Origin of the sequence: Bradyrhizobium sp. CCBAU 11386 (assembly GCF_028128955.1) — a bacterium.
In the GTDB taxonomy this organism is placed as follows: Bacteria; Pseudomonadota; Alphaproteobacteria; order Rhizobiales; family Xanthobacteraceae; genus Bradyrhizobium.
On the sequence record NZ_LBKA01000202.1, the window covers coordinates 18,221 to 39,697 of the forward strand.

A 21,477-nucleotide genomic window follows, 5' to 3' on the forward strand; every position below is an offset into this window, starting at 1 on the left:
TTTCCTCTAATTGCCGGTGGAGCGCGCTTGCGCATCTAGATTTATCGACAAACGGCTTCGCAATAGCATTTCACAGGTAGGCTTTCTTTCCGACGCAACTAAGAGAGACCATGGCGGCTCAGGACTCAAAGCGGCGCGTTGCGCTGATCACCGGCGTCACCGGGCAGGACGGCGCATATCTCGCCGAGTATCTGCTAGGTCTCGGCTACACCGTGCACGGGATCAAGCGCCGGTCGTCCTCGTTCAACACAGCGCGCATCGATCATCTCTACCAGGATCCGCATGCCGGCAACCTGCCGTTTCTGATGCACTATGGTGACATGACGGATTCGACCAATCTGATTCGGCTGGTGCAGCAGATCCGGCCGACCGAGATCTACAACTTGGCCGCCCAGAGCCACGTCCACGTCAGTTTCGAGAGCCCGGAATATACGGCCAATGCCGACGCGATCGGTGTGCTGCGCCTTTTGGAAGCGATCCGCATCCTCGGCATGGAAAATGAGACGCGGTTCTACCAGGCCTCGACCTCGGAGCTTTACGGGCTGGTGCAAGAGGTGCCGCAGAAGGAAACCACGCCATTCTATCCGCGCTCGCCCTATGGCGTCGCCAAGCTTTATGGCTACTGGATCACAGTGAACTACCGTGAGGCCTATGGCATGTTCGCCAGCAACGGCATCCTATTCAACCATGAGAGCCCGACCCGCGGCGAGACCTTCGTGACGCGCAAGATCACCCGCGCCGTCGCCCGCATCGAGGTCGGCCTCGAGAACACGCTCTATCTCGGCAATCTCGACGCCAAGCGCGACTGGGGCCATGCTCGCGATTATGTCGAGGGCATGCACAGGATCCTGCAGGTCGACGAGCCCGGCGACTTCGTGCTCGCGACCGGCGAGGCGCGGTCGGTCCGCGAGTTCGCCGAGCTGGCGTTTGCCGAGGTCGGGCGCAGCATCGAATGGCGCGGCAAGGGCGTCGAAGAGGTCGGTGTGGACAAGGCGTCCGGCAAGACACTGGTGCAGATCGATCCGACCTATTTCCGTCCGACCGAGGTTGATCTCCTGATCGGCGATGCAAGCAAGGCGCGCGCGAAGCTCGGCTGGGCTCCGAAGACGCCGCTCTCGCAACTGGTGAGGGAAATGGTCGCCAGCGATCTGGTCCAAGCCAGGCAGGGGGCGGCCAATGGCAAGCACGGCGTTTGAACTGAAGGGCAAGACGGTTTTCGTTGCCGGCCATCGCGGCATGGTCGGCGCGGCGCTGATGCGCCGGCTGGCACGCGAACAGGCCGATCTCCTGACGGTGGCGCGCAGCGAGCTCGACCTGCGCGACCAGGCCACGGTGAATGCCTGGTTTGCCGCGAAGCGGCCGCAAGCCGTGTTCCTCGCCGCCGCCAAGGTCGGCGGCATCGTCGCTAACAACACGCTGCGCGCCGAGTTTCTCCACGACAATCTGGCGATATCGAGCAACGTGATCCAGGCGGCGCATGCCAATGGATGCGAGAAGCTGATGTTCTTCGGCTCCTCCTGCATCTATCCGCGCCTGGCGCCGCAGCCGCTGCGAGAGGATTCGATGCTGACCGGCCCGCTGGAGCCGACCAACGAACCCTATGCCATCGCCAAGATCGCCGGCATCAAGATGGCCCAGGCCTATCGCAGCCAGTACGGCGCCGATTTCATCAGCGTGATGCCGACCAACCTCTACGGCCCCGGCGACAATTATCACCCCGAATACAGCCATGTCGTCGCCGGGCTAATCCGCCGCTTCCACGAGGCCAAAATTTCGGGCGCCGGCAAAGTCGTGGTGTGGGGTACCGGCACGCCGCGCCGCGAATTCCTCTATGTCGATGATCTCGCCGACGCCTGCATCCATCTGATGAAGACCTATTCCTCGCCGGAACTGGTCAATATCGGTACTGGCAAGGACATCAGCATCGCCGAGTTCGCACTCATGGTCGCGGCCGCCGTCGGTTTTCGCGGTGAAATCAGCTTCGACACGTCGCGCCCGGACGGCACGCCGCGCAAGCTGCTCGACGTGGGTCGGCTGTCCGGGCTCGGCTGGCGCGCCACGACCTCGCTGGAGGACGGGATTCAGCTGGCATACCGGGCGTATCGCGCTGACAGCGATGGAGGCACCAGAGTGATTCGCTTGTTCCCGGATAAGGGGCCGATCCTACGATCAATCGGCGGTGAACATCCGGCCTAGCGGACCCGCCGCTCACGTAACGATCAATCGTGATTCGCAGTTGACGAACGTTCATTGTCAACAACGCCCTCAGTTGGCCCCCAAGAAACCGAGTGACGCGGTGTATCCAAGCTCCGACGCAGCCAGCCGACTTGCAGGAAAAGGAAAATGATCATGATCGAGACGTGCTGCCATCAATTGAGGCTCATCGACTCTAAGTCTCAAACGCCGATGGACGATCATTAGCCGGAAGCGTGCCGGTGCCCCTTTTCTCTCGAGCAATGTTTTAGCGATGGTCTGTCATCATCATCCTCGCCGACAGCGTAACGATGGACATGAGCGCGCCCAACATCCCGAACGCCAGGGGCAAGCTAAAGATGTGTGCGATGAGCCCGATGCCGGCTGGCCCGACGAGTATACCCGTGTAGCCGCCTGTCGTGATGACCGCGATCGCTAAGCCTGCTGGCATCACCTTCTGTTTGCCGGCGCGTCGACACAGTACGGGAACAACATTTGAAATACCCAATCCAATAAGCAGGAACCCCGCCATAGCAATCAACGCAACGGGCGCGGCCACCACAGCCAAGAAGCCTGTCACGATTGGCAGAGTCCCGAGCATCAATGTGGCACGGTCGCCGATTCGCGCCACCACGGCATCTCCGCTGAGACGCCCTGCGGTCATGGCGATTGAGAAGAGCATACAACCAATGCCCCCGTGCGCCTCCGCGAGAAGATCTCGTTCAACGAGAAGCAAAGCGCTCCAATCGAGCATTGCACCTTCGACAAGAAAGGTGATAGCCGCGAGCACAGCTATCAGCAACACACTGCGATGGGGCAAGACAAACAATGGTCCCTGCTGTCTCGAACCCGTCGCGAGCAACCTCGGCCAGGCCGACACAATCACGATCGTCATTAACGCCGAACAGACCAACGTCGAAAAAAGCGAGCCAAGCTGCAGCGAGAGGAACGAGGTCACGACAGCAGAGCCGGTGAATTCCCCAATGCTATACTGAGCGTGGAAGCCGGACATCAATGGACGGCCGGTGGCGCGCTCCAATTCAATCGCATGAATGTTCATGGCTACATCGATTGAGCCGATTGAAACGCCGAAAGCAAACAGCGTGGCACCGAGCTTGACAGGTGTGTCGGCAGTTGCAAGGCACGGCAGGGTGATCGCGAGTCCAAGTCCACCCGCGAGGATAATGGGCTTACTGCCATACCGGGCATTCGACACGCTGGTCATAAGCATCGCGATGACGGATCCCGTTCCGAGGCAGAGCAGCAGTAGACCAAGCATGCGGTCATCCAGCGCGAGCCGCTCCTTGGCGAGTGGCACTAAAGGCGCCCAGGCCGCGAGGCCGAATCCGGCCACAAAAAATGTCAGCCGCGTCCCAAGCAGGCCGGCAGACCAATTGGCAGATGGTATCACGGACGCTCCTGAAAGAACGGGCTCGCGAGCGCGGCGCCCCTCACCTGCGTGCGTCGCAAGCGGCGCGCAACTCGACGATGATGGCCTCAAGTTGACGTTCTTCATCCCTGCAAATGCGATGCCGTCACAAATACCGGACTACGTCACAGGGCGAGCGACAAGTAGGGGTGATCGTCGAGCCCGTGGGGGCGGTGTTTCGGCTAATCTTTCCCGGATGAGCTGGCCATACGAAGATGATAGCTTTTTGCTGGTCTGCGACAGCCGGAGGCGCAACGCTCAGTATGGGCTGTCGCAAAGCCTACAAAGCCTACGGCGCCCCACGCCTCTATGTAGTTGGCGCTAACACGGCCGTAGGTTTTCCGACAGCTTCTGCAAAATCGGAAGCTCTCATCGCGAGTAACTGCGCTGACCCGCGAGATCAATACAACGAGGACCGCTATCACGCGCAAGCCGTCAATGTCGGCCCGATACTTTTGAATATTCGATCGTCCCGGTTCAGGCGGCCAGATGGTTTCCCATTGGTGTAGAAAACCAGCGCAAGGGGTACCGTGAGCGACGAAAGCCGTAGCCGATGGCTCCATTTACAAAGGCCGCAAAACACGTCGTTGCGGCCAGAAACCAGATAGCAGCATCAAACTCAGGCATTTCCTAAACTTTCCCACACCGGAGGGCGTCGGGTCACGCGTCGGGGGATCAGCGCGGCCATTGGTTACTGGATTGCGGCAGATTCTGACCATTCGCATAGCAGCTCCGGCCGTCTTCGCAATGGCAGTGGCAGTGGTCACGTGCACAGGTTCAAGAGTTGCTCCTGCTCTCGACTTCGGTCGTACAACAGAAGCTGTGCTGCCCTTCCCAATACCCGACTACGATCACTCAGCAATACGTGTCAGCCTGTTCTTCGGTTTGTCGACAATGGTCGTGTCGAAGCCGTAAGTGTCGGTCATGGATACGGGGGCTCCTGACGACCGTTCCCCCACGGAATTGAACTCGTGACGAATCCTAAGCGGTTCAGCGTCACCTTTTTCAGCTAGCAACGCAACGCGGTCGGACGGAAGCAAACAATTCTCCTTAAAGAGCACTTGGCATAAATAGCAAGGCCACCTTTTATCAGGCGAGCATCAGTTCCCTTCTTCCCCCGGCGAGGTCGAGCTTGGGCGTTCCGCCGCCGTGGATGTACGGTGCAATTCCCTTGACAGAGCAGCCGCGGATCACCGATGACGTATTCTTCGCCGGGCACCTGATGGTTGCCAAGCTCTGCACCACGGGCGTAAAGATCTCGATGCGCAAGGGAGCGTGAAGCGGTCGCACGCTCCTTCGCTCACCACACTGAGCGAAATCTATTCTATCGTCATTGCTTGGCCATCTGGGCATCAGCAGCGCCAGTGAGGTCGAGCTCGGCGGCGATCGTCGCGCGGCCGGAGCTCGCATGGGCACGGTGATCGGACGCGATCGCGACATAGACCGCCGGCAGCACGAAGAGCGTGAACAGCGTGCCGACAGACATGCCAGCGACGAGCACGAGCCCGATCGAGAAGCGGCTCGCGGCGCCAGCTCCCGTTGCAGTCAACAAGGGTATGAAGCCCGTCACCATTGCCGCGGTGGTCATCAAGATTGGACGCAGTCGGACGCGCGCCGCCATCTCTATAGCCGAGCGACGGTCAAGTCTCTCCTTGAGCTGCAGCTCATTGGCGAACTGAACCATCAAGATGCCGTGCTTGGAGATCAACCCGACCAGTGTCAACAGTCCGACCTGGGTGTAGATGTTCATAGTCGCCCAGCCAAAGAATGGCGGGATCAAGGCACCGACGATTGCCATCGGCACGCTGATCATGATGATAAGGGGATCGCGCAGACTTTCGAACTGCGCCGCAAGCACCAAGAATATGATGATGAGTGCAAATGCAAAGGTAATCGCCAGTTGGTTACCCTCGTGCACATATTGGCGGGCGTCGGCGAGGAAGTCGTGGCTGAAGCCTGCGGGCAGTTTCTTTGCCTCGGCTTCCAGGAAGTCCACAGCCTGACCGATCGTGACGCCGGGCATCGGCACGGCCTGAAAGGTCGCGCAGTTGAGCTGATTGTAGTGGGTGAGCGCGTTCGGATCGGTCGCAGTCTCGGTGGAGACTACGGTAGACAGCGGGAGCATCGAGCCCGTCGCAGTCTTCACATAATAGCTCCCAATTGCTTGCGGGGCCAGGCGTTCCTCGCGCGGCACCTGCGGGATCACCTGGTAGGAGCGACCCTGCAAATTGAAGCGATTGACGTAGTTTCCGCCAAGTAAGGTGGCGAGCGCGTTACCGATGGTCTGCATGGTGATGCCAAGTTCGTTGGCCTTGGATCGATCAACCTTGATTCGTACCACCGGCTGGTTGAACTCGAGGTCGGAGTCGCTCACCATGAACAGACCGCTCTTGCGCGCGGCATCCTTCAGCTTCGACATCTGCTCGTAGACGGATTGGAAGCCAAGCGTCGAATTGATCACCATCTGCACTGGTAGGCCACCCGAGCCGCCCGGAAGCGGCGGCAAGCTAAAGGCAAACGCGCTAATGCCTTCGATTTTCGACAGCTCGGCTTGGACAAGAGACTTTAGCGCGGTCGATGATCGCTTGCGCTCGTCCCATGGCTTGAGCAACATGCCGGCCATGCCACTCTGCTGGCCGCTAACGCCATTGAGCACGAAGCTCAAATCAGTCTCGGAAAACTTCTGGAACGCTCTTTCGAGCTTGGTGCCGTAATAGTCGAGGTAGTCGATATTGGCGTATTTCGGCGCCTTGGTTAGTGCGAATACGACACCTTGATCCTCCTCGGGTGCGAGTTCCTTGGAAGTATTCATATATAGAAAGCCGACGAGGCCCAACATGGTCAACGCAAACAGCCCGGTAATCGGACAGTAGTCGAGCGAGCGGTCGAGCTTGCGGCCGTACCATCGTGTCAGGGCGCCGAACCCGCGGTTCACAAACCCTGCAAACCGCCCCCTCTCGGCGCGCTTCAGAAAGAGCGAGCACATCATCGGCGACAGCGTCAAAGCGATTACGCCCGACACGATCACCGCTCCCGCTAGCGTAAACGCGAACTCGCGGAACAACGCCCCGGTGAGACCGCCGAGAAATCCGATTGGGGCATATACAGCAGCCAAGGTAATCGTCATGGAGACAACGGGGCCGACGATCTCGCGCGCGCCCCTTGTAGCAGCCTGGAGGGGCGGCGCCCCCTCTTCTAAATGGCGATGAATGTTCTCAACCACCACGATCGCGTCATCGACCACGAGACCGATCGCGAGAACCATCGCAAGGAGAGTCAGGAGATTGAATGAAAACCCAAGCACCAGCATCATGCTGCAGACACCAACGAGCGATAACGGAATAGCGACTACAGGAATGATGACCGACCGCAGCGAGGCCAGGAATAGGAAGATCACCGCCACCACGACCACGACGGCCTCAAGGAGCGTCTTCTCCACTTCATCGATCGACGATTGAATGAATTTGGTGGAGTCGTAGGCCACTTTCATCTTCAGTGACGGCGGCAGGTTACGCTCCATTTCTGGAAACAGCGCCCGAACGCCTCGCACTATGCTTTGCGGATTGCCCTGCGGGCTCGCCTGAACGCCGATAAAGACCGCGTGCTCGCCGTTCATGGCGACGCTGATGTCTGTGGTCTGCGCGGCAAGCTCGACTACCGCAATGTCCTCCATGCGCACAAAGCCGCCGTCATTGGCTTTGACGATCATGCGCTTGAAGTCATCGACACTCCGCAGATCCGTGTTTGCGGTGACATCGGAGATAGTGAAATTGCCCTTGGTCTGGCCGGCCGCGGCCTGGAAGTTGTTAGCGGCGATTGCAGCCGAAACTTCAGCCGGCGACACGCCGTACCCTGCCATTCTCGCAGGATCGAGCCATAGCCGCATCGCAAAACTCTGGCCGCCCAAGATGTCTGCCGCTGCGACGCCATCGACGGTTGACATAACGGGTTGCACGACGCGCGAGAGGTAGTCTGAGATCGCGCTGGCCGTCAATTCCTCGCTGGAGAAGGCGATATACATTACAGCGGTGATCTGACCGGTCGACTTAGTGACGACCGGATCGTTTGATTCCTTCGGGATCAAATATTTGACTGAGTTGACCTTGGAGAGCACCTCGGTGAGCGCCTCGTTGGGATCGAAATTCAGCTTGATGTAGACTTGGATCGTCGAGGTACCGAGCACCGATGAGGAACTGATGTAGTCGACGCCCTCGGCGGAAGCGACTGCCTGCTCCAGGGGAGTGGTGATGAACCCCTGGATCATGTCGGCGGAGGCGCCAGGATAGGAAGTCGTGATATTGACGACCGTATTAGATAGCTTGGGAAATTGCCGGATCGGCAGTACGGTGGCCGCGCGCAAGCCAATCAGCAAGATCAGGACACTGACGACGATAGACAATACCGGACGTTTGATGAAAAGCTCGGTAAATGCCATCGCGACTCGCATTTCGAGAGGGGGATGCAACTACGCCAGCAACTTGCGCTACGGCAACGATCATCAATGCGGCGACTGCGCTAAAGCCCGTAGTATGAGGGAAGCGTTATCGGCTACTCTAAGGGCTCACACGTTCCTGAGCATAGCGTGCCCAATCCTCCGCTTCTCCATCTCCGTCGCTTGAATAAACGTTGGCTGAGCTGTTCTGATCGCTGATCGCGATCTCGAATAGTGGGTACCTTCTTAAGATAAAGCCCCTGTCTGCGTGCAATCGGCCAAAGGTCCGACTCAAGATGTTCGTCCTCACACCTGATTGGGACGCAACGACTTCTAACAAGGCATCAGTTTAGGCTTCGCACCGACTCGTCGATCGAATGATCCAGGTTCGACATCGAAAGTACAGACGACCTGACGGGCGCTCAACTCTACAAAGGTAAGTCGGTAATATAGCATGGGCTGCAAAACACTATACCAAGGTTTGTCGAAACGGTCTCTGGTCGCAGCCGCGAGAAACTTGTGATGTTGCCAGACGCAAAGTTCTCGGTCCCACAATATTCCGCAAGCACCCCCTATCGCATCGCTAACTCGCTGAACAACGTCGGCTCGGGGTTCGCCCTTTGCTACCAGGTCGACACGTCTGTAAACAGTTGGCCTTGAGCACTTCTTCCAGCTCAATATGCTGCGTACGGTTTGACTACGCATTGCGCTACGGAGTTGGCGACGCCAGTATTACGTTGTCGATCAGCCGGGTCGAGCCGACGTAGGCTGCCGCACAAAGCGCCGCGGGGCGTCGCAGTGGACTATCGGCGGTGTTGAGCGTGTCACCGTCGACAAGTTCAAGATACTGCAGTCGGTCAACTGCCTCTAAATGCCCCTTGGCGATAGCAATCAGCCTTTCTACGTTGCGCTCTCCAGAGCGAAATTCATCGAGCGCGGCGGATAGCCCACGATTGATCGTAAGGGCCCGCTGACGTTCTTCCTTGCTGAGATACCGGTTGCGACTGCTCATCGCGAGCCCATCCTGTTCGCGAACGGTTGGTACGGTGACGATCTCGATGGGGAGATTGAGATCAACCGCCATGCGACGCACGACTGCACATTGCTGAAAATCCTTCTGGCCAAAAAACACGACGTCGGGCTGCACCATGTTGAACAACTTGCATACGACAGTCGCGACACCGCGAAAATGTCCAGGCCTGAATGCTCCGCACAGAGGTTTCGCTAGGTCGCCCGGTTCAATGAAAGTCTCGAAATGGCTCGGATAGACTTCCTGTGCATCCGGCGCAAAGAGGATCGCAACCCCGGCATCGCGGCACAGTCCCTCATCGCGCAAGAAGTCGCGCGGATAGATGCTGAGATCCTCGTTTGGTCCGAACTGAGTGGGGTTGACGAAGATGCTGACGACCGTGACGTCGCATTGCGCCTGGCTCGCCGCGATCAGCGCCAAGTGGCCATCGTGGAGATAGCCCATTGTCGGCACGAATCCGACCCGTTGATCGGCACTGCGGGCTTTTGCGAGAGTACGGCGAAGCTCAGCGACCGTCGTGATTGTTTGCATGTCGACCTTTACATCGGTTTGGGTTGGACGGCGCCCAGTTGGTAATTGCCTCGCCGACGCCTTCAGGAAGTCGATAGGACTCTTGCGGTCCCGGGAATGCACCACTGCGGACATCCGCGGCCCAGCGCGAAAGCGCATCATGCAACTGCTGGAAGCCTTCCGCATAGGCGCGAACGAATTTGGGGCGTTGACCTTCGGTCAGGCCCAGCACGTCGTGAAACACGAGCACCTGCCCCGAACAGTCCGGGCCGGCGCCGATTCCGATCGTCGGTATTGTCAAGGAGTCGGTTGCTCGAGCAGCAAGCTCGGCCGGAATGCCTTCCAACACCAAAGCGAAACAGCCGGCCTCCTGCAGACGGTGAGCATCATCGAGCAACCGCAGCGCTTCATCCGCTTTCCGGCCCTGCACCTTGAAGCCGCCCATGACATTGACGCTCTGGGGCGTAAGGCCCAGATGACCCATCACCGGAATCTCGCAATCGACAAGGGCACGTACCATCTCGATACGCTTGCCGCCGCCCTCGAGTTTCACCGCGGCTGCGCCTCGCTGCAGGAATCCGCCGGCATTGCGTATGGTTTCCTCGACGCTGAGGTGGAAGCTAAGAAACGGCATATCGGCGACGAGTAAAGCTCGAGGCTTGCTGCGTGCAACGGCTTCCAGATGATGGTTCATCATCGCCACGCTCACCGGTAGCGTGTTTTCAAATCCAAGGCAAACGTTACCGACACTATCACCGACGAGAATTATATCGACGGAAGGATCCGCGATACGCGCCAGAACCGCGTCGTAGGCAGTGGTCATGACGACACGCCGGCTCTCCTCCTTCCACTTCTGCAGCATGGGAATCGTGATGCGCTCAACCGGCGGCTCTAAAACGTGGCTCATTGGACCCCCATCGCGTCGACGACTTCAGTTCGATTATGCGGCGCGAAGTCGCCTGCTGCTTCCGAACTGACCGAGTATGTCAGGTGTTCAGTAATCTGGTTGCTGCGATCGAAAGGGCGACTCTTCGGCCTTAACTCAACAATTTTCTGCTCGTCCAAGAAGGACGAACTGCAAACAATGAGTTGGTCGCCGACTTGGCAGGTCCGCGCCGCAGCGCCGTTGAGGACACAGCAACGTGAGCCGCGTACGCCGAGAATGACGTAAGTCGAGATTCGTGCCCCGGAGTTCTTGTTCCAGGTCTCCACGAACTCCGTCGGTGGAATGCCCGCCTCGTGACAGCGATCTGGATCGAGGGTGACGGAACCGGGATAATAAAGACTGGCCTCTGTGACATGGATGCCGTGCAGCTTAGCAGAGAGCACTTTTCTCATTTGAAATATCGTTGAGCCTTTGCGGACCAGGTGCTTCCTAGGGAGCTTGGAAGAAAATTGTCAACCCGCGAAGATAAAAAGAAATCGATGCCTCGAAAATGACCCGCGAACGGATGAAAATTCCTTTTGGTTGCGCGATCACCAGACGAAGACTTTCTCGGCCGGTGTGTTGGGTCATGCGGGCGTGGCCAATGACTTCGGCAGATTCGCGTGTGGCGATCGACGACCGATCCGGCCTGCTTCTAGACCAGCTCATCGGCTGCATCGTTAACTCCAGCGTAGATTTCCTCGAGGTCCGCCGACGTGACACAATACGGCGGCATAACATAGATCGTATTGCCAAGCGGGCGCAGCAGCAGATCTCGATCTCTAAAATACGCCTGCAGTCTCGGCCCGATATTGGCGAGGTACCCCTCGTCGCACACCTTCAGCTCGAGTGCTGTGATAGTACCAGTTTGACGGACGTTCCCGAAGCGCGCGTCCGCGCGAAATGGTTCGATTTTCTGTTTCTGCATTGCAGCGACGGAGGCCACACGCTCGTAGGTCTCATGGTTACACCAGAGATCCAGGTTCGCCTTGGCAGCGGCACACGCCACCGGATTTGCCGTGTAGGAACTGGAATGGAAGAAGGTGCGGGTTCGGTCTTTCGAATAGTGTGCGTCGAAAATCTCCTCGCGGCAGAGCGTCACCGCAAGCGGAAGAGAGCCACCCGTGAGGCCCTTGGAATAGCAGGCAATGTCGGGCGTGACACCAGCCTGCTCGCAAGCGAATAATGTTCCAGTGCGCCCCCAGCCAGTCATGACCTCGTCGGCAATGAACAGGACGCCTGAGGCCTCACAGATCCGTTTCATTTCATTTAGGACCCAAGCAGGATACATAAGCATCCCGCCAGCCCCCAGGATCAGGGGCTCGACGATGAAGGCAGCCGGGTTTTCGTTGCGACACGCGACCTCGAGCGCGTCGAGCGTGGCCTGTTCATGACCCAGCGCCGGGAACGGCACTGAGGTAACCTCGAACAGCAGAGGTTCGTAGGCCGCATTGAACACACCACGCGCGCCGACCGACATCGTCCCCACCGTGTCGCCATGATAGGAATGCTGCATCACGACGATACGTGAGCGCGACCCGCCTATGTTGCGCCAATAGCCGAGCGCCAATTTCAGCGCGACCTCCACGCTGGTCGAGCCGCTGTCGGAGAAGAAGACGTAGTCGAGGCCACGGGGCGCAAGCTTCAGAAGCAGGGATGCAACCTCTTCGGCGGGTTCATGAGTGTGGCCCGCGAAGATGATCTGGTTGAGCTTTTCCGCCTGCTTTTGAATGGCGCTCACGATGTAAGGATGGCAATGGCCATGGGTCACTACCCACCAAGACGCGATCGCGTCGATGATGCGACGGTCATCCGCGGTGTAAAGATATGCGCCCTGGCCGCGCAAAACCTTTATCATCTCGCCTTGCAGCGCATGTTGGGTAAACGGATGCCAGATCCGCGACTTTGCTTTGCACATTATGAATCGAAATCACCCCCATGGAACGAGGCCTTAAAGGCCGCGCGAAGCGCGTTGGCCGTGAGTGGAACAAGGCACGGCAGCCGGCCCAGCTTCCGCACTTGTCCGATCCTGCAAATGGTGCTCTCGGTGTCGACGTTCTCTTCGCCGATGAACGCGATACCGCGAATTTCAATGTTGCGATTGTGCAAGGCCTCGAGCGAAAGCAGCGAATGATTGATGGTACCGAGGGCAGTGCGCGCGCAGAGAATGACTGGCAGCCGCCATCGTGCAAAGACGTCGATGTAGAGTTCGTTGCGATTGAGCGGTACCATCAGCCCGCCTGCCCCCTCGATCACGAGCGGGCGATCCCCGGTGTCCGGCACATCGAGTGAGGTGGCGTCGATATGAAGGTGATCGAGTTCTGCTGCGAGATGTGGTGACGCTGGCGTCTCAAGACGATACCGCTCTGGCACAATCCGATCGTCTGGAAGTTCAGCCAGTCGTTTAACGACCTGGGAATCGATCTCCCCTCGAAGACCAGCCTGGACAGGTTTCCAATAATAGGCATCAAGAAAATCGACGACTCCTGCGGAAAAGATCGTCTTGCCGACCTCAGTGTCGGTGCCGGTGACTACGAATCGCCGAGCCATCTTGCCTCGCTTCCGGTTTCTTCCATCAAAGCATCGAGCAACGCACGCACATCATCCTCTCGGACATTCAGCGTCAGGGAGATTCGCAGCCGATCTGTGCCCGCCGGCACAGTCGGTGGTCGGATTCCGCGAACGTCGGATCCGCGAGCCTGCAGCATCGATGCCAGTTTCATGGCGCGCGCGTTGTCGCCGTGAAGGCGACCAAGCGGTTGACCATGAAGTCGCGCAGCACCCGGCTCGCGGTGACGAGGGCACCGGCGGCGCCCAACGCCTTGCCGCACGGATGAACGACCACCAGGTTCTCGCGCCCTTCGTAGGGGGGCGGTCAGCCCCTTTCCCTGCTCACCATACACGCCAGTGGCATGAGCTTCGTCTACCAAAAGAAACGCATCATGCCTGTCGGCGATTGCGACAAGCTCCTTGAGCGGCGCGAAGTCGCCGTCCGTGCTGTACAGACTTTCAGCCACGATCCAGACGCGGCCCGTCCCACCTTTCACTCGCCAGTCGCGGATTGTGTTTTCGACCGACGTCGGGGCGTTGTGAGCGCTTTCGCGAAACTCGGCTCGTCCGGACCGTGCGCCTTCGTGAATGCTCGCGTGCACGAGCGAATCGAGTACCAGCAGATCGCCCCGTTGAGGCAACAGGATCGCAAAATTCGCCACATATCCGTCGCTGAAAAACAGCGCCGTCTCGGCTCCGAAAAGGTGCGCGGCCTCCAGTTCGAGACGTTCGTGCTCGTCGCAATTTCCGCGCAGGAGGCGTGACCCGCCGGCCCCGATTGGAGTGCCGGATTCCAGCGCTGCCGCCATAGCCTTCTTTATGCGCGGTGCACTCGCCAGTGCGAGATAGTCATTCGATCCAAAATCAATGCCCGAACGCGGCGCTAGGCGCCGCAGCCCGTCCTGCTCGTTCAGGGCCCGCAAGGCGGCGTGATAAGTGGCCACCTTGCCCGCGCGTGTTGAAGTCATCAATCAATCCCGCGTGTAGTAGGGGTGCTTGCGTAAATCATTTGGGCAGTCGCTATCGCGAAGCCCCGCTTCTTCCTGGCATTCTTCAAGGGGTTCTCAAGGGCGGCGGACGCCGCTTTGGGCGTCAATTACTGTGAACGCTATCGTTGGCCGGCGCAGATTGCCTGTTGACCGGCCGCGCCTGGTCGAGGCTGGATTTGATGCCGAGCCGCTCGAGCAACTCCATGTCGCGCTCGCGCTGCGAGTTGCGCGTGGTTAGAAGCGCGTCGCCGATAAAGATCGAGTTAGCGCCGGCGAGAAAGCACAGCGTCTGCAATTCGTCGGTCATGTATTGCCGCCCGGCGGACAGCCGCACCACGCTTTGTGGCATCAGGATGCGTGCGACCGCGACGAGACGCGCGAGGGAGATTGGATCGGGGCGTTCCGCGGTTTCCATGACCGGCACGCCCTTGACCTCGTTCCAGAGGTTGATCGGCACGCTATCCGGATGGCTCGGAAGATTTGCGAGCAGCACCAGCATGGCGATCCGGTCCACGACGCGCTCCCCCATGCCGATGATGCCGCCGCTGCAGACCTTGATGCCCGCCGCGCGCACCTCAGTGAGCGTGTCGATACGATCCTGCAAGATCCGCGTGGTGATGATCTGGCCATAGAATTCGGGCGAGGTATCGACGTTGTGATTGTAGAAGTCGAGGCCGGCCTCACGCAAACGCTGCGCCTGAGGAGCGGTCACCATTCCGAGCGTCACGCAGGTTTCCATTCCGAGACCCTTCACCGCGCTGACCATCTCGCAGACATGGCCTAGGTCCCGGTCCTTCGGACTGCGCCACGCAGCCGCCATACAGAACCGCGCCGCGCCGGCCGCTTTCGCGCGCTCGGCGGCCGCGATCACATCCACCTTGTCCATCAGCCGCGTCGCTTTCAGCCCCGTGTCATAATGCGCGCTCTGCGAGCAATAACCGCAATCCTCTGGGCAGCCGCCAGTCTTGAGGCTGAGAAGGCTCGCGGTCTCCAAATGATTGGGATCAAAGCGGCGGCGGTGAACAGCCTGGGCGCGGAACATCAGGTCGGAGAACGGCGCGTTGTAGAGCGTCGTCGCCTCTCCAACGGTCCAGTCGTGGCGAACGGGTTCGATGTCGCAGCCATCCTCCGATTTTGTTTTCGCGCTTGGGGCTATCCGAGCCACGAGGCCTCCTTCGAACTATAGATAATCCCTATGATTATCTATCATATCTCATCTCGAGGTATGCTAACTGACGTCTGGCCACCACGCACGATGTTTTATAGTAGATAATCTATGATGCCTTTGGGCGATAACGCGACAACTGCGCAACGCATTGCGCATTCGATCGCGCACCGCATTATCAGCGGCGCGCTACAACCAGACGCACCGCTGCGGCAGGACCATATCGCGCGCGAATTCAACTCGAGCCACGTCCCCGTGCGGGAAGCTTTTCGGCAACTGGAGGCACAACATCTCGTTGTTGCCGCACCCCGCCGCGGCGTGCGCGTTGCATCGCTCGACGCGAAGTCGGTGAAGGAGATCGCCGAGATGCGCGCCGCGTTGGAAGTGGTCGCGCTGCGGAATGCCTCGCCGAAACTTACGTCGGCTCATCTGGCGCGGATTGAGCTGGCCCTGATCGAAGCAGACAATGCGGACACAATTCAGGAATTCGAGATCGCGAATCGCGCATTTCATCACGCCCTTGTGGCGCCCTGCGCAATGCCTCGATTGCTCGCCTGCCTCGATGGACTGCAACTCGCAAACTCGCGACTGGTGTTCGCGATGGCGCGCAGTGCCGGATGGTGTCCGCGCTCCAATCAGGATCACCGCTTGATTCTGCAAGCATTACGATCGCGCAATATCGATCAAGCCTGCGATCTGCTTGCGCGTCACATTCAAACCATTGAGCGCCTCGTCCTCCCGGCGTCATTATGAGGGACAACAATGCAATCGCAACCATGCGGCGTCCGTCGCTGGCACGATACCAAGATTGCCCTGCGATCAGCCTTCATCTCACACGAGCCAGAGCCAGCTATGATTCGCCACATCGTCCTATTGACAGCCAAAACAAGACCACATCGTCGAATCGCCGACGGACTCTCGGTTCTTACCGCCGTCCCACATGCACGACGGCTCGAGATCGCGCGCAACCGCAAAGGCCGATCAGCTCGGTAATGACATCGACTCGTTGCTTACGATGAATTCGAGAATGATTCTGAGATCGCCGCCCATAAGGGTGCACGATCGCTACAAAGAATCGATCGAACGGGTACGACCACTGCGAGAGCTTCGATTCGCGGCCTTGGCGGATGTCGGCTCGTAAGCCTGATGCACGTCCCCGAATTGCCCTGGATCGAGCCGGTCGCGGCGATGCGACGTCTCGCACATCAACCCCTCGACAGCGCAGCAAACACGAATTACTTGGACGGTTGTCATATCTGGCCTGCGATCCGTTCAGCAGCTACGAGGGCAAGACGATTGTACTGACTGGTATAAGCCATCCGGTGGAGCTCCGTCAGTTCCTCCAAGGGTCCGCGCACCGGCGAAAGACATCAATCTCCTCTAAGATCCGCAGCGAAGGCGCGCTGCGCTTCGCTTGTTCGAACGCCTGTCTCATGGAAACAGTCGTCTGATGGCGAAGGGGCCTCCGAGTTCGCTCAGGTCAAACCTGAAGGCTAGTCTCTCGAGATGGCGACGGGCGCGTCGACCACGAGGATCTTGCCGTATCCAGGCTGTCCATGAGCAAGATGCCGTTTGGAAGCTGTAACTGGAGCGCATGGTATCGTTCCGGATCCGCGCGGCTCGATCACGAACTGGACCGCCAAGTAAGGCGAAAGCTTCGGGTGCCACGGATTCGACGACGCTGAGACGCCAAGCGCCTGTAGGAGAAGCGACCGAATCGCGGCTCGGACGAAGCCCGTGTCCAAAGATTGAATTTGCAACCTAAGTGAGCAAGATCTGCGCGGCTAAAGCTGCGTGATCTCCTCCGGTTCCGCCGGCTTCATGCGGAAGGCGGGACACTGAAGAACAGAAAGAAAATCGAGTGGAAACTGATCACCGACCTGCCCGTTCAGTCACGCAAGGACGCCGTTGAGAAGCTCGAATGGTATGCGCTGAGGTGGAAAATCGAGGTGTTCCACAAGATTCTCAAATCGGGCTGCGAGGAAGCGAAGAAGCTCTCCGGGAACGACCGAAACTGGCAGTTTTCAGCATATTGACTTGGGTTTATCTCGACGACTGCCAACGGAGAGCCTTCATGTACATATCACCCCACTTTCGAGACGACGACCCCGAGAACATTTGAGCGACAATCCGCTGCTCAGATGGGCCACTTGAAGGCGAACACGACGCGCTGTAATCCGCAATGGCACGGCCTCGATCGGAGAAGCTCTTGCGATCTGGCGCAGAGGCTTATGTGACGCCATCCTAGTATCCAGCAAGCGACAAGCTGAACATGTGGTGCCGACATGGAACTACATCGCGGTTCACGCCAATAGGCCGATTGAGTTCTTCGAGGATCCCAATCGCCTGCTCGAGATCGTGACGCGTCTGACGAATATCCATGAGACGTGACGCGCGACGCCTTGGGCCGTCAGCGATGCTCCCGCGGATTTCATCGCCGCTCAGTTGCGTGAAATCGTCGGCGCGCGCATCCCGATCACCATGGTCGAAGGCAAGCGCAAGATGAGCCAAAACCGCCCCGCGCCTGATCGCATTGGTATCGCTAAGGGCCTAGCGGCGAGCAAACTGGCGCGGGACCAAGGAAGTTGCAGCTCTTATCTTGGTTCAGGACTGAGACGACAATGTGCATGCCCCGCCAACCGCGACGCTCGACAGAGAGCGATCTTACATCTACAGCTCTCACAGGCTCCAGCGGGCGGGCCATCAATTACCTCGCGAAATTCACTTACGGAACGATCAGCTCCAAACTTACGCACTGTGTAGACGCTTGTACGTATTCTAACAGAGACGCAATGTCGCGTCAGGTCCAGTACAGCGCGCATAGTAAGTGTTGAGACTTTCGAACGCCCATTCGGCATTGTGGCTTTCCCAGCACCGCCTAGCATGGCATGGCTTAAAACAAATCGATTCAGAAACAGAGCCCACAAAAACAGCAATGCTCACACTCTCCAAACCACAGGAAGAACGGTGCTCCCGTTCAGCTCACTAACGTGCGGTACACCCCTTCCAGCTCTGTTCGGACATATCTACTACGACCACTCCAGACATGTAGACCAGCAAATTCCTAGTCTCGAACACATTACCGCGCGATGACGTGCCGAGGTTCACGCATGAAATCCGCCATTTTATTTCAACTGGAATGGCATACTCCTCGATCACGCAAATGCGATGTTGCAAACGGTCAATGCCATTTTGGGCGGGTTCAGCCGCGCAACGATCGATATGGATAGGTTTCGAGAGGAGTTTGAGCTCCCTTTCTCCATTCTTTTCCGCAATCCGGGTATGTCGAGAGATGAAATCGAGCTCGTGCATGGCAAGGATGGCGCCATTTTTCACGACACCTACGAATTCTTAGCGCGCAACGCTGCCTTACGCAAAGGCGTAAAGGGGCGTGAAATGTCTTGTTCCCCGCTGATCAGAGAGCCGTTCAAACCGTCATTGTCAGCAATCAATTGTTGAACTAGTTCGCGCACAAGCGCAACGACTTCGAATGAGACTCATGTCAGCGACATTTTGGCATTTGAGCCGCGCAACTAGCATGGGCAAGCAAGACCGGCTGCGCTTGTATATGCAGATCAATGATTATCCCAGAAAGAACTGTCATCGTGGGCGATATGCTAGTTGAGACGGAAATTGCCCGCAATCTCGGTCATATCAACGTATCAATCGTGGGAGAATTTGTTTTCGAAGCGCGCTTGAGCCCGGCAAGACCCAACTACATGATTCACGACCATCATGAAATATTAGCAATTTTACAGAAGCATTGCTTTTCTCAACACCATTGATGATCACAAAAACATAACTGAAGATCTGCCGTTGGCGCGCTCCTGCTCTCCGTTACGTCTTCACGATTCGACAATCGAAGGGTGAGGTCGTCGATCGAGTTCTTTCGCCACTCGGCCCAGCCATCGGCTCAGTTCGATGACTCGCGCCAAATACCGCGATTCGTTCAGTGCCCTTTGGCGAGTACATGTCGTCTTTCGCTTGGCACGATGCTTGCTGAAGATCATTCGCTCCAGGAGGCGAGGAAGAACTACAAAGGCTTGGAAAAGAAAGATGAACACAATGGCTTTGGTCGGTGGCGTCATTCCGAGCACCGATGTTGTGAAATGTGCAGCGCGCATCGGTGCCGAAGTCATAAATATCAAGCTATCAGGCGATCTACCGGATCAGGCTATCGCCGCGATCAACAACTTATTGCTTGAGCACAAAGTGATCTTCTTCCGCAATCAGGGGCATCTCAATGACGCCGAGCAGGAGCGCTTTGCCGCTCGTCTCGGAAAGCTAGTGCCACATCCGATGCTCGGTGCCACCAAGGGGACGGCGTCGCTCCTCGAACTGGACTCCACTCGCGGCGGCGGCCGCGCCGACGTTTGGCATGCGGATGGGACCTTCGCCGACGCCTATCCCAAGATTTTGGTCCTGCGGGCCGTTGTAATGCCACCGTTCGGAGGCGACACCGTGTGGTCGAACACGGCTGCCGCTTATCTTGATCTGCCGCCGCCGCTACAACGGCTTGCCGAGGGCCTATGGGCCGTTCATAGCAACGTTTTCGATTACGCCGGCATCGCGCGTGTCCGCGAGGTCGACAAGAAACACTTTGACGAGGTATTCACCAGAACGGTTTTGGAGACCGAGCATCCCGTCGTACGCGTTCACCCCGAAACAGGCGAGCGGACGCTAGTGCTCGGCGCTTTGGTGAAGCACTTTGTTGACGTCCCCAAATACGACGGACAAAAGCTGTTCGATCTGTTCCAGTCTCACGTCACCGCGCCCGAAAACACTGTGCGCTGGAACTGGTTGGAGGGCGATATTGCGATATGGGATAACCGCGCAACGCAGCATTACGCGGTCAACGATTACGGGGACCAGCATCGCGTCGTACGTAGGGCCACGATCGAGGGCGACGTGCCTGTCAGCGTCGATGGCCGGAGCAGTGTAACGCGCCTGAAGGTGACCGAATAACTGCACGTCGACGCCCAGCGCTCTCGCGTCTGAAAACCGAGAAAACCTGGTAATGGGAGTTGTTTCGGGCAGACGCGGGAACACACTTTCCGACACGATATCTCAGCTCTTAGCGCCAACTCGGCAGCGCCAGGTTGATGCATCGCGTCTATTTTAACGTCGACCAACGGCTTCGAGAAACCTTGAGCATTACTGTCCATCGCCAGCGTCCGGTACGTGGCCTTCACGTTTCAGTTTAGAAACTCCTCGATCCGTGGCCATAAAGCGCCCCAATATGGGGGCGATGAGTTTAGTCGGATCGACCACTTGACTACCTTGACGCGTAAGCGCTTCTGCATACGCAACGAGATCACGATGCACGGCCGCGGGCAGCTCCGTACTCACTTTGACAGGCTTGTCGTCTGGAAGCTCTCCTATTTTGAGTTTTGGCATGTTGTCACCCTACGGCGTAAGTATGAGGTCATGATTGACAAGAACACGAACCAGGAAGCCAGGTCGCACGGTCAGAGTAGGCTGGATGCTGAGACTGCGGCGAACGACCTGCTGCCCGGTCTGGTTTAGTGAGCCCGAGGCACCGTGTCGCAATGCCTGAGCCGGCCCCCAGTTCAGTTCCGATCGCCAGAAACGTCGATAGTGCCGCAGCTTTGAACAGCTCGCCCCAATGATTGTCGACCTGATCTTCGAGACCTGCATACCCGGCAGTATCAGCGCCAAGCTGCCGCGCGAGAACGATAGAACGTATATTCGGCTTGATCAGCCGTGTGCAGACGAGCAGGGGACTGGCCGAAGGTGACCTGGCTATCGTAGATGCCGATCACGTGCGGTCGGTTCGGACTGGCTGATACGGCCGCTCCCGGGAGCGCCAACGTGCAGGCGCATCAGGTGAAGATTGTACGGAGGGGTCTCAGCGCCGGTTTGCGGGTCGATGCGGCGGGCGACATTAGGAGCGCGCTCCCAGATCGGTACACCTCTGCCGGCCATCCGGCGCGCCTCGAGCCATTTGGCCATCCGCGCTCGATAAGTCTCGGCGACGCTTCTCCGCTCTGCACGTCCTTTGCCATCCGTCGCTCACAACGGGCTTCACGGGCATCGAGCTCCGTTCGTGCCTCCGAGACATCCGGCGCAAAGACATCGAGGTATTTGAGCGACCAGCGCAGCATGGCGCCGATGATCGGTTCGGGAATACGCGCCGTAGCATTCCCGACCGGTGCCGGCGGCCGCTTGGCAACATGGTGAGCCGCACGCCCACGCCACGGCAGAAAGCGAATGCCGCCTTCCGTCAGCTATGG

Annotated in this window: 17 protein-coding genes and 2 pseudogenes; 7 read left to right on the forward strand and 12 right to left on the reverse strand. The window is 58.3% G+C overall.

The window, feature by feature from the left end:
* Positions 1-110: 110 nt before the first annotated feature.
* Together gmd and XI09_RS15055 are read left to right on the forward strand one after the other, a co-directional pair.
* A complete protein-coding gene (gmd, locus tag XI09_RS15050) occupies positions 111-1,196 on the forward strand; it encodes a GDP-mannose 4,6-dehydratase (RefSeq protein WP_161533235.1) in 1,086 nt (361 codons plus the stop codon).
* Complete coding sequence (locus tag XI09_RS15055) at positions 1,177-2,196, forward strand: GDP-L-fucose synthase family protein (protein WP_271567521.1); 1,020 nt, start codon at positions 1,177-1,179, stop codon at positions 2,194-2,196. The genes gmd and XI09_RS15055 overlap by 20 nt, the downstream gene beginning before the upstream one ends.
* A gap of 265 nt (positions 2,197-2,461) precedes the next feature.
* On the opposite strand, the gene XI09_RS15060 is transcribed toward XI09_RS15055, so the two are convergent.
* Positions 2,462-3,601 carry an MFS transporter gene (locus XI09_RS15060; protein ID WP_271567531.1) on the reverse strand — a complete coding sequence of 380 codons (1,140 nt, stop codon included), beginning with the start codon at positions 3,599-3,601 and terminating at the stop codon, positions 2,462-2,464.
* A gap of 1,153 nt (positions 3,602-4,754) precedes the next feature.
* On the opposite strand from XI09_RS15060, the gene XI09_RS15065 reads away from it, so the two are divergent.
* The gene (locus tag XI09_RS15065; RefSeq protein ID WP_271567522.1) at positions 4,755-4,901 is read left to right on the forward strand and encodes a hypothetical protein; all 147 of its coding nucleotides are present in this window, start codon (positions 4,755-4,757) and stop codon (positions 4,899-4,901) included.
* Positions 4,902-4,952: 51 nt separating this feature from the next.
* On the opposite strand, the gene XI09_RS15070 is transcribed toward XI09_RS15065, so the two are convergent.
* From XI09_RS15070 to bioB, 9 genes and pseudogenes are all read right to left on the reverse strand, one after another.
* A complete protein-coding gene (locus XI09_RS15070) occupies positions 4,953-8,057 on the reverse strand; it encodes an efflux RND transporter permease subunit (protein ID WP_271567523.1) in 3,105 nt (1,034 codons plus the stop codon).
* A gap of 706 nt (positions 8,058-8,763) precedes the next feature.
* The gene (panC, locus tag XI09_RS15075; protein ID WP_271567524.1) at positions 8,764-9,615 is read right to left on the reverse strand and encodes a pantoate--beta-alanine ligase; all 852 of its coding nucleotides are present in this window, start codon (positions 9,613-9,615) and stop codon (positions 8,764-8,766) included.
* Entirely contained in the window at positions 9,590-10,501 is a 912-nt protein-coding gene (gene panB, locus XI09_RS15080) for a 3-methyl-2-oxobutanoate hydroxymethyltransferase (RefSeq protein ID WP_097669504.1), read from the reverse strand. Before panB ends, panC begins: the two co-directional genes overlap by 26 nt.
* The gene (panD, locus tag XI09_RS15085) at positions 10,498-10,932 is read right to left on the reverse strand and encodes an aspartate 1-decarboxylase (protein WP_097669503.1); all 435 of its coding nucleotides are present in this window, start codon (positions 10,930-10,932) and stop codon (positions 10,498-10,500) included. The genes panB and panD overlap by 4 nt, the downstream gene beginning before the upstream one ends.
* 37 nt (positions 10,933-10,969) lie before the next feature.
* Positions 10,970-11,197, reverse strand: a complete 228-nt coding sequence (locus XI09_RS15090) for a hypothetical protein (protein WP_271567525.1) — start codon at positions 11,195-11,197, stop codon at positions 10,970-10,972.
* Positions 11,175-12,437, reverse strand: a complete 1,263-nt coding sequence (locus XI09_RS15095; protein ID WP_271567526.1) for an adenosylmethionine--8-amino-7-oxononanoate transaminase — start codon at positions 12,435-12,437, stop codon at positions 11,175-11,177. The genes XI09_RS15090 and XI09_RS15095 overlap by 23 nt, the downstream gene beginning before the upstream one ends.
* The gene (bioD, locus tag XI09_RS15100; protein ID WP_271567527.1) at positions 12,437-13,069 is read right to left on the reverse strand and encodes a dethiobiotin synthase; all 633 of its coding nucleotides are present in this window, start codon (positions 13,067-13,069) and stop codon (positions 12,437-12,439) included. The genes XI09_RS15095 and bioD overlap by 1 nt, the downstream gene beginning before the upstream one ends.
* A pseudogene (locus XI09_RS15105) lies at positions 13,051-14,037 on the reverse strand (8-amino-7-oxononanoate synthase). The gene bioD and the pseudogene XI09_RS15105 overlap by 19 nt, the downstream one beginning before the upstream one ends.
* Positions 14,038-14,161: 124 nt before the next feature.
* Positions 14,162-15,214, reverse strand: a complete 1,053-nt coding sequence (gene bioB, locus XI09_RS15110) for a biotin synthase BioB (RefSeq protein WP_097669513.1) — start codon at positions 15,212-15,214, stop codon at positions 14,162-14,164.
* A gap of 123 nt (positions 15,215-15,337) precedes the next feature.
* Between bioB and XI09_RS15115 the strand changes: the two genes are divergently transcribed.
* From XI09_RS15115 to XI09_RS15130, 4 genes are all read left to right on the forward strand, one after another.
* Positions 15,338-15,976, forward strand: a complete 639-nt coding sequence (locus XI09_RS15115) for a GntR family transcriptional regulator (protein ID WP_442869593.1) — start codon at positions 15,338-15,340, stop codon at positions 15,974-15,976.
* 1,524 nt (positions 15,977-17,500) lie between these two features.
* Positions 17,501-17,614 carry an FMN-binding negative transcriptional regulator gene (locus XI09_RS15120; RefSeq protein ID WP_245570194.1) on the forward strand — a complete coding sequence of 38 codons (114 nt, stop codon included), beginning with the start codon at positions 17,501-17,503 and terminating at the stop codon, positions 17,612-17,614.
* Between the two features lie 777 nt (positions 17,615-18,391).
* Entirely contained in the window at positions 18,392-18,682 is a 291-nt protein-coding gene (locus XI09_RS15125; protein ID WP_202633122.1) for a hypothetical protein, read from the forward strand.
* Between the two features lie 597 nt (positions 18,683-19,279).
* A complete protein-coding gene (locus tag XI09_RS15130; protein ID WP_271567529.1) occupies positions 19,280-20,188 on the forward strand; it encodes a TauD/TfdA dioxygenase family protein in 909 nt (302 codons plus the stop codon).
* 189 nt (positions 20,189-20,377) lie between these two features.
* Here the strand turns inward: XI09_RS15130 and XI09_RS15135 are convergent, their stop codons facing one another.
* Together XI09_RS15135 and XI09_RS15140 are read right to left on the reverse strand one after the other, a co-directional pair.
* Positions 20,378-20,620 (reverse strand): DUF2274 domain-containing protein, encoded by a 243-nt coding sequence (locus XI09_RS15135; RefSeq protein ID WP_271567530.1) that lies wholly within the window; start codon positions 20,618-20,620, stop codon positions 20,378-20,380.
* Between the two features lie 9 nt (positions 20,621-20,629).
* Positions 20,630-20,990 (reverse strand): annotated as a pseudogene (locus XI09_RS15140) (TrbI/VirB10 family protein).
* Between the last annotated feature and the right edge of the window lie 487 nt (positions 20,991-21,477).

Coding starts and splice junctions, on each gene's coding strand:
- XI09_RS15070 (WP_271567523.1), bottom strand. CDS start 8,057: ATGGCATTTACCGAGCTTTTCATCAAACGTCCGGTATTGTCTATCGTC.
- gmd (WP_161533235.1), top strand. CDS start 111: ATGGCGGCTCAGGACTCAAAGCGGCGCGTTGCGCTGATCACCGGCGTC.
- XI09_RS15135 (WP_271567530.1), bottom strand. CDS start 20,620: ATGCCAAAACTCAAAATAGGAGAGCTTCCAGACGACAAGCCTGTCAAA.
- XI09_RS15130 (WP_271567529.1), top strand. CDS start 19,280: ATGAACACAATGGCTTTGGTCGGTGGCGTCATTCCGAGCACCGATGTT.
- XI09_RS15115 (WP_442869593.1), top strand. CDS start 15,338: ATGCCTTTGGGCGATAACGCGACAACTGCGCAACGCATTGCGCATTCG.
- panC (WP_271567524.1), bottom strand. CDS start 9,615: ATGCAAACAATCACGACGGTCGCTGAGCTTCGCCGTACTCTCGCAAAA.
- XI09_RS15090 (WP_271567525.1), bottom strand. CDS start 11,197: ATGCAGCCGATGAGCTGGTCTAGAAGCAGGCCGGATCGGTCGTCGATC.
- XI09_RS15125 (WP_202633122.1), top strand. CDS start 18,392: ATGTTGCAAACGGTCAATGCCATTTTGGGCGGGTTCAGCCGCGCAACG.
- XI09_RS15095 (WP_271567526.1), bottom strand. CDS start 12,437: ATGTGCAAAGCAAAGTCGCGGATCTGGCATCCGTTTACCCAACATGCG.
- panB (WP_097669504.1), bottom strand. CDS start 10,501: ATGAGCCACGTTTTAGAGCCGCCGGTTGAGCGCATCACGATTCCCATG.
- bioD (WP_271567527.1), bottom strand. CDS start 13,069: ATGGCTCGGCGATTCGTAGTCACCGGCACCGACACTGAGGTCGGCAAG.
- XI09_RS15055 (WP_271567521.1), top strand. CDS start 1,177: ATGGCAAGCACGGCGTTTGAACTGAAGGGCAAGACGGTTTTCGTTGCC.
- panD (WP_097669503.1), bottom strand. CDS start 10,932: ATGAGAAAAGTGCTCTCTGCTAAGCTGCACGGCATCCATGTCACAGAG.